We start from the raw sequence: 13,732 nt of genomic DNA on the forward strand, positions 1-13,732 counted from the left end.
CCTTACCGCGCCTGATATGATATTTTAACCTTGGCAAGCTCAAACGCCTTCTCCAGAACTGACTGTAATGTCTTGTGACGAGCATGCGCCTCGTCAGTAACGCTTTGGGATAACTGCGTGTCGTTGCCACCAGCAGCTTGTTTTATAAGAGCAAGCGGCCCCCACTGTGCTGTCTGCTCTTGAGAAAGACTGTCGATACTGTCTCTAAAGCCTTCACGATAAGCCGCTTTCTCCACAGGAGGCAGTTCATCGAAATAGTCCATAATGCCCTTGAATATCTGACGATTGTCGCCTCCATTCGTCACTTTGGCGTACAACTGAGAAAAGTATGTTTCATCCTGCTTGCTCAGTTCAGCATAAGCGGCATATCGCTCGGCCTCCGTATAGGCATCATTATCACCGTAAACAATCACGCTCAGATCGTTCCGTGCCATTCCGCCAAATGGGTTCGGAACATTTTTGCTTGGAATCTGAGACAGGCCGATAGCGTAGTCTAATGATTTCTGACCCAATGCCAAGCGCCCGGCATCGGCAGTTTTGGGGAGCAGGTCCTCTTTATTGTAGTTCCCGCCTGCAATAATTTGTCCAAAATCATAAACATCACGCTGTCCCTTGGCGTATGCGTTTTTTAAATTCGTATCGGATATTTGAGCCTGTGGCTCATCCGCGCTACTTGAGCTGTAAAGCGCCCGTGCAGCGTCGGATATGGATGAAGTTACGGCTGCGTTCGAATTGGAGGGCAGTGCGGAAGTACTGTCAGAATTTTTGGAGGACAATTTATCTCGGACAGGAGCGTACGCCGCAACTGGGGCTGTATAAGACTTGATCGCTATGCTCATGGTAACCCTAAAAAAATCACTGAGTGATGGTTTGCAAACTTCAAAGCAACTTTTGTGTCAAAGCGTCCTTGACGTCTTTACACAGCCTGGGCGCAAAGCGGTCACCTTGCATGCTGCAGTTTCTTGGTCATGAATACCCGGCTGATACCTTCCCGTTCCGAGCTTATTTCACCAAAGCTCGTCCATCCATTTTTTTCATAAAAGCCGGGCGCCTGGAAGCTGATGGTGTAGAGCACCGCCGAACTGCAGCCGCGCTGGCGTGCCTCTTCTTCGAAGGCGTCAAGAATCTTCGTTCCCAATCCGGAACCACGCAGGGAAGCCGGCAGGTGAAACAGATCCAGAAACGCCAGCCCGAGAGAAGTCCTGCCAACAGCTCCCCCCAACACTTCATTGGTGATGGAATCCCTCAGGATCACGCACAGAGGCCGTCGGTCACTGCGGCCCGCTATCTGTTCATTGAACTCGTCCAAACCTTTGCCTATGATTCGTTCAAACTCGGGTTCAGCACTGTCACTGATAAAAATTACGCTCTGCGTCAAAGGAGTCCTTTCTTCTGCGCGGGCTTCGCTGCAATGGCTTCATCCGGCGGTTGATAGCTCGCGGCAGCCTTTACAGGAGAGGTACGCCGCAGTTTTCCGCTGGGTCCAGCTTGATAGTTGTTTCACACGGCAAGCGCCGTCACGGCCACAAACTAGTCGTCAAAGCCGCCACCACTGCTGTGGCGAAATTCCGATGGCAACTTGTCGTTCGAGAGGGCCTTGCTGATCGCATCGATATGCTTGGCGACCACCTCGATGTCGCCGTCCTTGAGCAATTTTTCCGCCAGCTTCACCGCAAACGCCCCGGCCCGGTCGAGGAAGCTGGTATAGGACTTCAGGCGTGTGCAAACCACCCGCATCTCCTCGGCATCTTTTGACTTCGCGATATTTTCCTTGATCTTGCAGAAATCCTCGGCCGCCACCGCCTGGCCCGATTGCCCGGCCAGCTTGGTAATTTCCACGTAAGCCCACGCCCTGAGCGTGATATGCATCCTGATATCAAAGGCGACAAAGGTCTTCATGTCCTTGTAGCCGGCATCCTGCACCGCCTTTTCCAGGCGTGACAGACAGGGCCCGCACGTCAGCAGCGACATCGATTGATTCTCGCTCTTGAGCTTTTCAAGTTCCGGCGCCGCGATCGAAAAATTATCGTAGGCCTTGATATAGCGGGCCACGTCTTCGTCGGTCAAGGCGCTGGAAAACGCGCCGCAGGCAGCCAGCAGCAGCGGCAGGCAAATCAGGAGGAGGAGTTTTTTCATTTCTTTATAATAACAAACCTGCGCGCGCGATGGTTTTATCCTGCGCTGTTTGCATGCCGGGTACGGTTACAACACCGCCGGCTGCGCCAGCGGCGGGTGCTTCAGCGCGTCGGCGATGCGCTGCAGCGCCTGGCCGATCTCCTGCTGGCTGGCAATGCCGCCGATGCAGACCCGGATCGCCTGCGGCGCCGCGCCGTCGACGGCAAAGGCGTCGCTCGGCACCACGCCGATGCCGGTGGCGCGCAGATGCGCGGTCAGCGCCAGGCGGTCCCACTGCGGCGGCAATTTGATCCACAGATGGAAACCCTCGGGATGCGCCAGGTAGCTGCCTGGCGGCAGGATGCGCGCGGCCAGCCGTTGCCGGGCCATTGATTCCTTGCGGATCGCGTTGAGCGCGAGGTCGGCGATGCCGTCCCTGATCCAGCGCGTGGCCAGCGCCGCCGTGAACGGCGCGGCCATCACGGCGGTGGCGCGCAGGGCGGCGGCCACCCGCGCGGCGCTGGCGTCGTCCGGCGCGGCCACATACGCCAGGCGCAGGCCGGCGCCCAGGCACTTGGCCAGCCCCGCCACATAATAGGTGATGTCAGGGCCGCTGGCGGCCAGCGGCGGCGGCCCGCTGCGCGGCAGGAAACCATAGGCGTCGTCTTCGATGATAGCCACGCTGTAATTGCGCGCCACCTGCACCAGCGCCTGGCGCCGCTGCGCCGACATGGTGGCGGTGGTCGGATTGAGCAGCGTGGGATTGCAATACAGCGCGCGCGGGGCGTACTGCGCGCAGGCCGCCGCAAACGCCAGCGCGTCGATGCCTTCGCCGTCCATCGGCAAACCCACCAGCCGCAGGTTCAACAGGCCGGCCAGCGCGCGCAGGCCGGGGTAGGTGAGCGCCTCGCAGCACACGACGGAACCGGGCGGCGCGATCGTGCAGAGGATCGCCAGCAACGCCGCCTGTGCGCCGGGCACCACCAGCAGGCGCTGCGGCACGATCGCCAGGCCGCGCCGCCGCAGCCATAGCGCGCCGGCCTCGCGGTCCGCCGCCGAGCCGCCAAAATCCTGGTAGCGCAGCAGGGCGGGCATGTCGGCGCCGATGTCGGCCAGGCTGGCGCGCATCAGTGCCAGCAGCTCCGGTGTGAAGGGTTCCGGCGGCATGTTCATCGACAGATCGACCTGCGGCCGCGCCGCCACCGCGCGCGGGATCGCCAGCGCGCGTTTGCCGCACACAAAAGTGCCACGGCCGACGGTGGAGTCGACCAGCCCGCGCTTGTGCGCCTCGGCGTAGGCGCGCGCCACGGTGGTGAAGTCGATCCCCAGCGCCCCGGCCAGGGCGCGCTGGGCCGGCAGGCGTTGCTCCGCCACCAGGCGGCCGATGGCGATGTCGGCGCCGATGGCGTCGGCGATCAGCAAATAAACGGGGCCTTGGCCCTTCTTCAGTTTGGGCAGCCATGCGGCGGCGTTTTTCGGCATGATCGATCCAGTCAATATCCAGGTGGGGTAGGCGATTGTATGCAGATTTCATGCCGGGTCCGGCCTCTCCTGATATTGGCTCCTGCACGGGCAAACGCAGCTGCGCGCCCGTTCGCCGTGCGGCGCCGCGCACCAGCGTGAGGCAGCCGGCGCGCGGCGCGCCCGTTTTTGATGCGCCCCGTTTGGCGCAGGAGAAATTGGCTTCCGCCGATTGACTGCATGGTTTGAATGGAGCCGGTTTTTCGGCGTGAAACATGGCGCAGCAAAGGGTGTGCGGCGTCGCTGTGGAACGCTGCCGCAAATCGCCATTTGACTGGATTTCGATCCAGTCAAATGGCGTATAAACAGGCTCGCCATGGCATGGCGCATGCATGCATTCCGGGTGCAACGCGACGCCTTTGGTGCCGCGCCAGCGCCACCTCAACCAACCAGAAGAGAGATCACCATGCCAGCCATCGACCACAAGCCACACGCCAAGGGCGACTATTTTGTTGACTACGAAGAGAAGGTTTTTGAAGACGTGAAAGCCCTGCCCGGAGAGAAGGCGCTGGTCACCTTCCACACCGTGGCCTTCGAAGGATCGATCGGTTTCGTCAACCTGCTGCAGGCCACGCGCCTGCTGCGCAAGGGCTACGAGACGTCGGTGCTGCTGTACGGTCCGGGTGTCACGCTGGGCCTGCAGCGCGGCTTTCCGACCCTGGGTGACGAAGCGTTCCCGGGCCATATGAACCACAACAACCAGCTGGTGAAGTTCATGGCCGAGGGCGGCAAGGTGTATGCCTGCCGCTTCGCGCTGCAGGCGCTGTACGGCCATGGCGAGCCGTCGCTGATCGAGGGCATCCGCGCCATCGCGCCGCAGGACGTGCTGGACATCAAGCTGCTGCACCTGCGCGCCAACGCGGTCATCATCGACACCTGGACCGTGTAAGCGGAGCGGGCGGCCATGACGACGACCAGGAAAATGGTAAGGGCGGCGGCGGTGCAGATCGCGCCGGATCTCGACAGCGCCGACGGCACGCTAGGCAAGGTGCTGCAGGCGATCGCCGACGCGGCGCGGCAGGGCGCCGAACTGGTGGTGTTCCCCGAGACGTTCGTGCCGTACTACCCGTACTTTTCGTTCGTGCGCCCGCCGTTCCAGGCCGGCGCCGAGCACCTGCTGCTGTACCAGCGCGCGCCGACCGTGCCGGGGCCGGTCACCGATGCGGTGGCGGGCGCCGCGCGCGAACACGGCGTGGTGGTGGTGCTGGGCGTGAACGAGCGCGACCATGGCAGCCTGTACAACACCCAGCTGGTGTTCGATGCCAACGGCGAGCTGGTGCTCAAGCGCCGCAAGATCACGCCGACCTATCACGAGCGCATGATCTGGGGGCAGGGCGACGCCAGCGGGCTGAAGGTGGTCGATACCGCCGTCGGCCGGCTCGGCGCGCTGGCCTGCTGGGAACACTACAACCCGCTGGCGCGCTACGCGCTGATGGCGCAGCACGAGCAGATCCACTGCGCGCAATTCCCCGGTTCCATGGTTGGCCAGATTTTCGCCGACCAGATGGAAGTGACGATACGCCACCACGCGCTCGAATCGGCCTGCTTCGTGGTCAACGCCACCGGCTGGCTGACCGACCAGCAGATCACGGCCATCACGCCGGAACCGTCCGTGCAAAAAGCGCTGCGCGGCGGCTGCTGCACCACCATCGTCTCGCCGGAAGGCGTACTGCTGGCCGAACCGCTGCGGGCCGGGGAGGGCATCGTGATTGCCGACCTCGACATGGCGCTGATCACCAAGCGCAAGCGGATGATGGACTCGGTCGGCCATTACGCGCGTCCTGAATTACTGAGCCTGATGATCGATGACCGCGCCGCCACCCCGATGCATGCCGCCGCCGATCACGTTTTACATCCAACCACACCGAGGGAGCCATCCGCATGAATACCTTCAATGCCGATCTGCCGGCCCAGCAGCTGATCACCGAACTGCAGTCGCTGGGCATGCGTCTGGCCGACCCCGGCCAGGGCGCGCCCAGCCGGCGCGGTGGCGCCGGTCCGTCCGACCACAAGGCGGTGATCGTCGACGGCACCACCGTCATGATCCCGGTGCACACCAGCGGCGCCTTCAATTCGCCTTACCTGGCGGCCGCGCCCGGCGCCGACGGGCGCAGCGCCATCCTGCGCGATGGACGCACGGTGGGCATCATCGCGTTTCCGCGCCAGCCGCGCTTTTACAAGATGCAGACGCTCGACGGCGTGCCGTACTCGCAGATCGCCACGCTGCATGGCAAGGACGTGCTGGCCACCACCGTGCTGCAAAGCTGCATCCGATATGAGAGCCGGCGCAAGTCGTGCCAGTTCTGTTCGATCGGGCAGTCGCTGGCGGCCCGACGCACCATCCTGCGCAAGACCCCGGAGCAGCTGGCCGAAGTGGCCCGCGCGGCCGTGTTGCTGGACAATGTGAAGCACATGGTGATGACTACCGGCACGCCGAACGCCACCGACCGTGGCGCCGCCATCCTGTGCGAGAGCGCGTTCGCCGTCAAGTCGGCGGTGGCCCTGCCGATCCAGGGCCAGTGCGAACCACCGGACGACGACGCCTGGTTCGCGCGCATGCGCGACGCCGGCATCGACGCGCTGGGCATGCACCTGGAAGCGGTCACGCCGGCAGTGCGGGCCCGCATCATGCCGGGCAAGGCCAGCGTGCCGCTGGAGCGCTATTTCGACGCGTTCGCCCGTGCGGTGGAAGTGTTTGGCCGGGGCCAGGTCAGCACCTACATCCTGGCCGGCCTGGGCGATACGCCCGAGGCGATCCTGCGCTGCTGCGAGCGGCTGATCGCGGCCGGCGTGTACCCTTTCGTGGTGCCGTTCGTGCCGATCGCCGGCACGCCGCTGGAAGACCATCCCGCGCCGTCGGCCGCCATGATGCGTGCGCTGCTGGCGCCGCTGGGCGAGATGCTGGGCGCGGCCGGCATGCATTCGGGCGAGATCAAGGCCGGTTGCGGGCGTTGCGGCGCGTGCTCGTCGCTGTCCACGTTTGAAAGGAAACCATCATGAGCACGCTCGCCATGCCGGAAGCGCCGACGCTGGCGGCGCGCATCAAGCTGGCCACCTCCAACGCCGAACGCGACGCCGCGTGCGCCTTGCGACGCCAGGTGTTCTGTATCGAACAGGGCCTGTTCGACGGCGACGACACGGATGCCATCGACAGTACGGCATTGACGCTGGTGGCCCTGGACGGCGGCGGCGCGGTGATCGGCACGGTGCGCATCCACCATGCCGGCGATGACGTGTGGTGGGGCTCGCGCCTGGCCGTGGCCAAAATGGCGCGGCGCCAGGCGGCGGTCGGCAGCGGCTTGATCAGGCTGGCGGTGGGGGCAGCCCGGTCGTTCGGCTGCAGCACTTTCCTGGCCCACGTGCAGCAGCAGAACGTGGCCATGTTCCAGCAACTGCACTGGCAGGCGTTGGCCGAGGTCGTGCTGCACGGCCGGCCGCACAGCCTGATGTGCGCCGGCCTGGCGGCATACCCGCCGATCCACGACGGCGAACAAGGGTTTATCTGCACGCGGGGTGGCGCATGAACGCCGAACTGGCACGGCTGACGGCGCTGCTGCGGGCGGCGCCCGGCGTCAAGCACAAGCGCGACATCGCCCGCGTGGTCCGTACCCTGGCCGCTGGCGAAGGTGCAGCCCGGGGCGGTGCCTGGGCCGCGCCGGTGGGCGACGACTGCGCCGCCATTCCCGACGGCGACGGCTATCTGCTGCTGGCGATCGAAGGCTTCGTCAACGAATTCGTCGCCAGGGAACCGTGGTTTGCCGGCTACTGCGGGGTGATGGTGAACGTGAGCGACATCTACGCCATGGGTGGCCGGCCGCTGGCCATCGTCGACGCCCTGTGGAGCCGCGACGGCGACGCCGCCCAGCCGCTACTCGACGGACTGGCCGCCGCCGCTGCCGTCTACGACGTGCCGATCGTCGGTGGGCACAGCAACCGCCGCAGCGACCGTGAACAGCTGTCGGTGGCGATCACCGGGCGGGCCACCCGCCTGTTGACCAGCTTTGACGCCCGCCCCGGCGAAAACCTGGTGGTGGCCTGCGACCTGCGCGGCCGCTACCAGGAGCCCTACGACTACTGGAACGCCAGCCTGGGCGCCCCGGCCGAACGGCTGCGCGCCGACCTTGAACTGCTACCGGCGATCGCCGAAGCCGGCTTGTGCCGCGCCGCCAAGGACATCAGCATGGCCGGCGTGGTGGGCACCGCGCTGATGCTGCTCGAATGTTCGGGCATCGGCGCCACCATCGACCTGGCGGCCACACCGCGCCCGCCCGGCGTGGCGCTGGAGCGCTGGCTGGCCACCTTTCCCAGCTACGGCTTCATCCTCAGCGTGGCCGACGACGACCTGGCACCGGTGCTGGCGCGCTTTGCCGGCCGCGAGCTGGCGTGCGCCGTGATCGGCCGCACCGATGCCGGGCGCCAGGTCCACCTGCGCCACGGCAGTGCTGATTCAGCGCTGCTGTGGGACTTTGCCGAAGAAGAGCTGACCGGCTGCGCGCCAGCGCCGATGCGGCCACCATCGAAGGAGCAGCACCATGCCTGAAGTGCGTTTTACCGTGCGCTGGCCCGACGCCAGCGTCAGCGACTGCTACTCGCCGTCCACCGTGATCCATGATTTTCTCGCCGCTGGCGCCAGCTACCCGGTGGCCGATTTCATGCAGCGTTGCCGTACCGCGCTGCAGCTGGCCAGCGACCGCGTGCGCCTGAAATATGGCTACGCCTGCTCGTCGGCGCTGGACCAGCTCGAGCGCCTGGAGGCGCGCGCCGCGGTCCTGCCACTTGATTCCACCGCCATCGTGACCATTGTCGCGATGCGGCCTTGACCCCCACCGGAGTTTTGCCATGCCACGCGAACCACACCACCAACACGTCGAAGTGCTCATTATCGGCGGCGGCCAGGCCGGCCTGTCGCTGAGCTACCTGCTCAAGCAGCAGGGGCTGTCGCACCTGATCCTGGAAAAGAACCGGCTGGGCCACGCCTGGCGCAGCGAACGCTGGGACAGCTTCTGCCTGGTCACGCCCAACTGGCAATGCACGCTGCCCGGCTTTCCCTACCAGGGCGACGATCCCGACGGCTTCATGGTCAAGGAGCAGATCGTCGACTATATCGACGCCTATATCGCCGCGTTCGGGCCACCGGCGCTCGAAGGCGTTGCCGTGACCGGCGTGCGCCGCGACGCCGCTGGCGGCTGGCTGGTGGAGACCGGCGCCGGCCTGTATCACGCGGCGCAGGTGGTGATCGCCGTGGGCGGCTACCATACGCCGATCGTGCCGGCCGATGCCGCGCGGCTGCCGGCCGGCGTACTGCAGCTGCACTCGTCCGATTACCTCAACCCCGGACAACTGCCGCCGGGCGAGGTGCTGGTGGTGGGCACCGGCCAGTCGGGCTGCCAGATCGCCGAAGACCTGCACCTGGCCGGGCGCCGCGTGCACCTGTGCGTGGGCGACGCCCCGCGCGTGGCGCGCCGCTACCGGGGCCAGGACGTCGTCAAGTGGCTCGACGACATGGCCTATTACGATTTGCCGGTGGACCGGCACCCGCTGGGCGCCGGCGTGCGCGACAAGACCAACCACTACGTCACCGGGCGCGATGGCGGGCGCGACATCGACCTGCGCAAATTCGCGCTGGAAGGTATGCAACTGTATGGCCGCTACCTGTCGCTGGACGGCGGCGTGGCCCGCTTCGGCGACGACCTGGCGCGCAACCTGGACGGCGCCGACGCCGTGTACCGCAAGATCAACGCCAGCATCGACCAGCATATCGCCGCGCACGGCATCGATGCCCCGCCTGAGGCGCCGTATGCGCCGCTGTGGCAACCCGGGCCGGACGCCCCCGCCACGCTCGACATGGCCAGCGGCGCCGTCAGTGCCGTGGTGTGGTGCATCGGCTTTCGCACCGATTTCAGCTGGGTCGACGCGCCGATCTTCGACCAGCGCGGCTATCCCGGCCATGAACGCGGCGTCACGGCCGAGCCGGGACTGTATTTCCTCGGCCTGCCGTGGCAATACACCTGGGGCTCGGGGCGGTTCTCCGGCATCGCCCGCGACGCTGCCCATCTGCTCGAGCACATCGTGCGCCATGCGCAGCCTGCCAGCGCGGCGCGCTAGCGCTCTGGCATGACCGGCAGAGGCACTTTGCTCAGCGCACTGATTTTCCCCTTCTGCGCAAGGCGGTGATTTGAACCGTCAGCCCGATCAGCAGCATCACAACCAGACCGGCCAGCGCTCCGAGCAGCAGCGGAGACTTTGGATCGCTGACAAACGGATGGCCGTCCGGCACCCGGCGCAGCGTTTCGCTGACGCTGGGCACCATCAGCAGGAACACGCTGAGGCTGAGGCAAATCGTTTCGATATAGTCGCTCGCGCGCGCCGCGAAAGGGAGGTGCGCGATCGCGTAGCCGGTCAGCAATAGCAGGATCGTTGCAATCGCGATCGCGTTGCTGGCGGGCTGGTGCGCAACAAGAAATACCGTGATTGCGCCGACCAGCATCGAGAGAAAGTAGGCAATACCGGCGCCACTACGCGGCGTGATCCGGCCATGCCTTGCCAGCATATACAGGGCCAGCGGTATGGCAGGCAAGCTGCCGAGGGTGTGTAGCCAGCCGAGTGGGGAAATTCCGAACATGATGGTGCCTTTTGTAAGAGAGTGAGACAACCTACTAGTTGGTAGTTTTTAAGATCAAAAAAAACGCCGAGTCATCAGCGTTTCACGGCCATGCGCTCCAGCAGTGGCTGCATGATGGCGGCAAACACGTCCGCATCGCCGTAGGCGCGGGCCGACAGCATTGCACCGTGCACGGTGGCCATGAAGGCTTCGGCTTCGATGCGCGCGGGGTACTGCAGTGAAATGGTGCCTTGCTGCACGCCGCGATCGAGCACCGACGTGACCCAGGCGGACAGAAAGCGAAAATGCGCCCGCACCGCCAGCGCCACTTCGCCCGGCAAGGCGGGCAGCTCGCTGGCCAGCATGGCGCAAACACAGAATGGCGCGCTGGCATCGCTGATGCACGTATTCCAATACTGTATGTAGGCGCGCAGCTGGTCGAGCGGGTCAGGAATGGCCGCTGCAAGGTGCTGGAAACCATCTTCGGCTTCCTGGCGATACTGTGCCAGCAGTGCTGTCACCAGATCGACCTTGGTCGGGAAATGGTGATGGATGCTGGGCTTGCGTATGCCGACCACCTCGGCGATATCGGCATAGCTGAAGCCGTTATAGCCGCCGCTAACGATCAGTTTGCGCGCGCATGCCAGGATGGCGTCAAAGGTGCTGGATGAATTGTTCATGTACAGAAGCCTACCTTCTAGTAGGTTTGGCGTCAAGCTTTTTCAATGATACTCAGGTCGAGGCCAGGCGCGCGTCATAAGCCAGCTGGGCTTCCTCGATGCCGTTGCCATGCTCGTAAGCCCAGGCGACGAGTGCCGTGAACGGCTGTTGCAATGAGCGCCCCAGTGGCGTGATCGAGTATTCGACCGCCACCTGGGACGACGGAATCACGCGCCGATGAACGAGTCCGTTGCGTTCCAGCCGCCGCAGCGCCTCCGTCAGCGCCTTGTGCGTGATCGGGTCGAGGCCGCGCTTGATCGCGTTGAAACGCGACGGCTGCGAACACAGCACGGTCAGTATCAGCACCGACCATTTATTGGCGACCTGTTCGAGAACCGGCCGCGTGGCGCTGATTTCCTCCAGTGGCAAGGCGTTTTTCTTGTCCATCGCGGTTTCCTTTCGTATATCTGATCTATATATGGTGCGTAATTGACACCAAATATACAAAATGTATCATGAGGCCGTCAAGACTAAGCTAACCATAAAGGAGTTGATCATGTTGCGACTTGAAGGAAAGACTGCGGTTGTTACCGGCGGCAGCAGCGGCATTGGCCTGGCCATCGCGCGGCGCTTCGCCGCCGAAGGTGCAACCGTCTACATCATGGGCCGGCGCCAGGCGCAGCTCGACGAAGCGGTGGCGCTGATCGGCGCAGGTGCGCGTGCCGTGCAAGGCGACGTGACTGTGGCCAACGATCTCGAACGGCTGTTTGCCACCGTCAGGGAGGGGACGAACCAGCTTGACATCCTGGTCGCTTCGTCTGGCGTATCGGAATACGCGACGCTGGACGGCATTACCGAGAAACATTTTGACGATGCATTCAACCTGAATGTGCGCGCCATGGTGTTTACCGTACAGCACGCGGTTCAACAAATGGCCAGCGGCGGCAGCATCGTGCTGATCGGCTCGATTGCCGGGAACATAGGCAATCCGGGCTTCGGAACCTACTCGGCCACGAAAGCGGCCGTGCGCTCCTACGCGCGAACCTGGAGCCACGAGCTGGCGCCACGCGGCATCCGCGTCAATACCTTGAGCCCCGGCCCCACCGACACGCCCATGTTCGATGGCGTTAGTGACGAGATAAGGCGCTCGCTGACCGACCGCATTCCCATGAAGCGCCTCGGGCATGCCGACGAGATCGCTGCTGCCGCCTTGTTCCTGGCCTCTGCTGAAAGCAGCTATATCGCTGGCGCGGAGCTCAATATCGACGGCGGCATGACGGCATGATGCCAGTAGGCGCCTTGTGCCTGCCCGAGCGCTTTTCATGGCGGAGTTGCTAGCGCGCGCTGCAGCTTGGTCCCGTCAGCAAGGTAGTGCCGCCCTGATCGCCGCCGGCCCGGTCGTCATGCTGGTGTTCCAGCGGCCAGATCCAGCGTCAGGAACGAGCGGCCTATGCCGTGGTATTCGATGCCGGTGGCCAGCATGGTGTCCGGCTCATACAGATTGCGGCCATCAAAAATCACCGGCTGTTTCAGACGTTTCTTGATCAGCGCGAAGTCGGGGCTGCGGAACGCCTTCCATTCGGTGACGATCACCAGCGCGTCAGCACCCTTCAGCGCATCGGACGGGCTGTCGGCGTAGCGGATCTTGGCCAGCTGCGCGGGCGCCAGGTCCAGCTGCAGCACGCGCTGCGCTTCCTTCATCGCCACCGGGTCATGCACGGCGACCGTGGCGCCGCGCGACAACAGGTCGGCCAGCAGCACGCGCGCCGACGCTTCGCGCATGTCGTCGGTATTGGGCTTGAAGGCCAGGCCCCAGATGGCGAAGTGGCGCCCGACCAGGTCATTGCCGAAGCGTTTGACGACCTTGCCGGCGAGGATATGCTTTTGCCTGTCGTTCACCGCTTCGACGGCTCGCAGTATCAGCAGATCCTGGCCGTGGCCGCTGGCCGTGCGTTCCAGCGCCTGCACGTCTTTCGGGAAGCACGAGCCGCCATAGCCGCAGCCGGCGTACAAAAAGCTGTAGCCGATGCGCGGGTCGGAACCGACGCCACGGCGCACCGCTTCGATATCGACGCCGACCTTGTCGGCCAGGTTGGCCAGTTCGTTCATGAACGAGATGCGCGTGGCCAGCATGGCGTTGGCCGCGTACTTGGTGAACTCGGCCGAGCGCACGTCCATCCAGTAGGTGCGTTCGTGGTTGCGGTTGAAGGGCGCGTACAGGCTGCGCAGCAGGTCGCGCGCGCGCTCGCCTTCGGGTGTGGCGTCGACGCCGATAACGATGCGGTCGGGCCGCATGAAGTCTTCGACGGCGGCGCCTTCTTTCAAAAATTCCGGGTTCGACGCCACCGAGAAGGTGGCATCGGTGGCACGGATGAAGCGCAGGTCCAGTTCGGCCTGGATCGCGGCGCGCACTTTTTCGGCCGTACCGACCGGCACCGTCGACTTGTCGACAATGACCTTGTATTTGTTCATGTACTTGCCGATGCCGCGCGCGGCGGCCAGCACGTACTGCAGGTCTGCCGAGCCGTCTTCGTCGGGCGGCGTGCCGACGGCGATGAATTGCAGCACGCCGTGGTGGGCGGCCGCCTCCACGTCGGTGGAAAAGGTCAGGCGTCCGGCGGCGCGGTTGCGCGACACGACTTCTTCCAGGCCCGGCTCATGGATGGGAATGCCGCCGCTGTTGAGCAGCGCGACTTTTTTCGCGTCAAGGTCCAGGCAAAAGACGTCATTGCCCAGTTCCGCCAGGCAGGCGCCAGTGACAAGGCCCACATAGCCGGTGCCGATAATGGTGATTTTCATAAGAGCGCCACAAAATTGTTTCGCTTATGGTAGCGA

Annotated in this window: 16 protein-coding genes; 8 read left to right on the forward strand and 8 right to left on the reverse strand. The window is 64.2% G+C overall.

From position 1 onward, the window contains the following. Positions 1-2: 2 nt before the first annotated feature. The 4 genes from AC0Z42_RS05355 to AC0Z42_RS05370 all read right to left on the reverse strand — a co-directional run bounded on the left by AC0Z42_RS05355 (position 3) and on the right by AC0Z42_RS05370 (position 3,597). Positions 3-839 (reverse strand): hypothetical protein, encoded by an 837-nt coding sequence (locus AC0Z42_RS05355; protein ID WP_485467200.1) that lies wholly within the window; start codon positions 837-839, stop codon positions 3-5. A gap of 101 nt (positions 840-940) precedes the next feature. Continuing rightward, complete coding sequence (locus tag AC0Z42_RS05360) at positions 941-1,378, reverse strand: GNAT family N-acetyltransferase (protein ID WP_485467201.1); 438 nt, start codon at positions 1,376-1,378, stop codon at positions 941-943. A 152-nt stretch (positions 1,379-1,530) separates the two neighbouring features. Further along, positions 1,531-2,136 carry a hypothetical protein gene (locus tag AC0Z42_RS05365; protein ID WP_485467202.1) on the reverse strand — a complete coding sequence of 202 codons (606 nt, stop codon included), beginning with the start codon at positions 2,134-2,136 and terminating at the stop codon, positions 1,531-1,533. Positions 2,137-2,202: 66 nt separating this feature from the next. Then, positions 2,203-3,597, reverse strand: coding sequence for an aminotransferase-like domain-containing protein (locus AC0Z42_RS05370; protein ID WP_485467203.1), 1,395 nt, complete (start codon positions 3,595-3,597; stop codon positions 2,203-2,205). 445 nt (positions 3,598-4,042) lie between these two features. Between AC0Z42_RS05370 and AC0Z42_RS05375 the strand changes: the two genes are divergently transcribed. From AC0Z42_RS05375 to AC0Z42_RS05405, 7 genes are read left to right on the forward strand one after another with little or no spacing between them, the layout of a single operon-like run. Next, positions 4,043-4,525: an MSMEG_0572/Sll0783 family nitrogen starvation response protein gene (locus AC0Z42_RS05375; RefSeq protein ID WP_308920679.1), complete on the forward strand. Its 483-nt coding sequence runs from the start codon at positions 4,043-4,045 to the stop codon at positions 4,523-4,525. A gap of 15 nt (positions 4,526-4,540) precedes the next feature. Beyond that, entirely contained in the window at positions 4,541-5,521 is a 981-nt protein-coding gene (locus tag AC0Z42_RS05380) for a Nit6803 family nitrilase (RefSeq protein WP_485467204.1), read from the forward strand. Next, positions 5,518-6,636, forward strand: coding sequence for an MSMEG_0568 family radical SAM protein (locus AC0Z42_RS05385; protein ID WP_485467205.1), 1,119 nt, complete (start codon positions 5,518-5,520; stop codon positions 6,634-6,636). Before AC0Z42_RS05380 ends, AC0Z42_RS05385 begins: the two co-directional genes overlap by 4 nt. Then, the gene (locus AC0Z42_RS05390; protein WP_485467206.1) at positions 6,633-7,160 is read left to right on the forward strand and encodes an MSMEG_0567/Sll0786 family nitrogen starvation N-acetyltransferase; all 528 of its coding nucleotides are present in this window, start codon (positions 6,633-6,635) and stop codon (positions 7,158-7,160) included. The genes AC0Z42_RS05385 and AC0Z42_RS05390 overlap by 4 nt, the downstream gene beginning before the upstream one ends. After that, complete coding sequence (locus tag AC0Z42_RS05395) at positions 7,157-8,176, forward strand: sll0787 family AIR synthase-like protein (RefSeq protein WP_485467207.1); 1,020 nt, start codon at positions 7,157-7,159, stop codon at positions 8,174-8,176. Before AC0Z42_RS05390 ends, AC0Z42_RS05395 begins: the two co-directional genes overlap by 4 nt. Beyond that, positions 8,169-8,456, forward strand: a complete 288-nt coding sequence (locus AC0Z42_RS05400) for an MSMEG_0570 family nitrogen starvation response protein (protein ID WP_485467208.1) — start codon at positions 8,169-8,171, stop codon at positions 8,454-8,456. Before AC0Z42_RS05395 ends, AC0Z42_RS05400 begins: the two co-directional genes overlap by 8 nt. 19 nt (positions 8,457-8,475) lie before the next feature. Next, positions 8,476-9,741 (forward strand): MSMEG_0569 family flavin-dependent oxidoreductase, encoded by a 1,266-nt coding sequence (locus AC0Z42_RS05405; RefSeq protein ID WP_485467209.1) that lies wholly within the window; start codon positions 8,476-8,478, stop codon positions 9,739-9,741. Positions 9,742-9,772: 31 nt separating this feature from the next. Here the strand turns inward: AC0Z42_RS05405 and AC0Z42_RS05410 are convergent, their stop codons facing one another. The 3 genes from AC0Z42_RS05410 to AC0Z42_RS05420 all read right to left on the reverse strand — a co-directional run bounded on the left by AC0Z42_RS05410 (position 9,773) and on the right by AC0Z42_RS05420 (position 11,344). Then, positions 9,773-10,258 (reverse strand): hypothetical protein, encoded by a 486-nt coding sequence (locus AC0Z42_RS05410; RefSeq protein ID WP_485467210.1) that lies wholly within the window; start codon positions 10,256-10,258, stop codon positions 9,773-9,775. A gap of 74 nt (positions 10,259-10,332) precedes the next feature. Next, positions 10,333-10,917 carry a TetR/AcrR family transcriptional regulator gene (locus AC0Z42_RS05415; protein WP_485467211.1) on the reverse strand — a complete coding sequence of 195 codons (585 nt, stop codon included), beginning with the start codon at positions 10,915-10,917 and terminating at the stop codon, positions 10,333-10,335. A gap of 52 nt (positions 10,918-10,969) precedes the next feature. Next, positions 10,970-11,344, reverse strand: coding sequence for a winged helix-turn-helix transcriptional regulator (locus tag AC0Z42_RS05420; protein ID WP_485467212.1), 375 nt, complete (start codon positions 11,342-11,344; stop codon positions 10,970-10,972). Between the two features lie 109 nt (positions 11,345-11,453). Here AC0Z42_RS05420 and AC0Z42_RS05425 point away from each other — a divergent pair, with 109 nt between their 5' ends. After that, positions 11,454-12,182: an SDR family NAD(P)-dependent oxidoreductase gene (locus AC0Z42_RS05425; RefSeq protein WP_485467213.1), complete on the forward strand. Its 729-nt coding sequence runs from the start codon at positions 11,454-11,456 to the stop codon at positions 12,180-12,182. Positions 12,183-12,298: 116 nt separating this feature from the next. Here the strand turns inward: AC0Z42_RS05425 and AC0Z42_RS05430 are convergent, their stop codons facing one another. Beyond that, positions 12,299-13,696, reverse strand: a complete 1,398-nt coding sequence (locus AC0Z42_RS05430; RefSeq protein WP_485467214.1) for a UDP-glucose dehydrogenase family protein — start codon at positions 13,694-13,696, stop codon at positions 12,299-12,301. Positions 13,697-13,732: the final 36 nt, after the last annotated feature.

The organism is Janthinobacterium sp. 1L-D-8-B-C4 (assembly GCF_057291295.1).